Origin of the sequence: Pseudoalteromonas sp. Z1A6, from assembly GCF_011378745.1 — a bacterium.
Taxonomy (GTDB): domain Bacteria; phylum Pseudomonadota; class Gammaproteobacteria; order Enterobacterales; family Alteromonadaceae; genus Pseudoalteromonas; species Pseudoalteromonas arctica.
The window spans coordinates 1-516 of record NZ_WTKW01000723.1; the positions used below are offsets into that span (position 1 = coordinate 1).

The following is a 516-nucleotide window of genomic DNA, read 5'->3' on the forward strand; positions in this document are numbered from 1 at the left end:
AAACGACCAAAATCCCGCCGAAACCTACAACCGCAACTGTCAAAAATAAAGAAATAGCCAATCTTTGAGTTTTTATTAGTGAGTAGGTGACTTGAGTCCACATATAAAAAATAAGCACAGGTAAACACGCGAGTAGTGTCGTTCTATAATTAGCCATTATTAAACTAAATATTGAGATTATTATTAATGCATTTTGAAATTTTATCTTTTTCTTTGAAACAAGTGTTAACATACAAAGGTATGTAAATACTAAAATAGAAAATACCGCTTCGTGATTATAACCACCTACAAAGCTTACTGATCCATCTGCCTCAGTAGCTTTACTATGCCCTAAAAAAATAGATATTACTTGCAAAGCTACAGGCATAGCTAATGGAATTAATATATAACGTATTGCAATACTTGTTTTTAAATAATTTAAAGCAATGAAAAAATGCATCGTAATCGCGATAAAATATACCCATTTTGTTATCGCTGAAAAAAACCCAATTATACTAACGTTTATTAGAGCACTTA

Annotated in this window: 1 pseudogene; it reads right to left on the reverse strand. The window is 30.6% G+C overall.

The annotated features are described in order from the left end of the window. Positions 1-439 (reverse strand): annotated as a pseudogene (locus tag GQR46_RS20505) (hypothetical protein); the annotation flags it as partial. Positions 440-516: the final 77 nt, after the last annotated feature.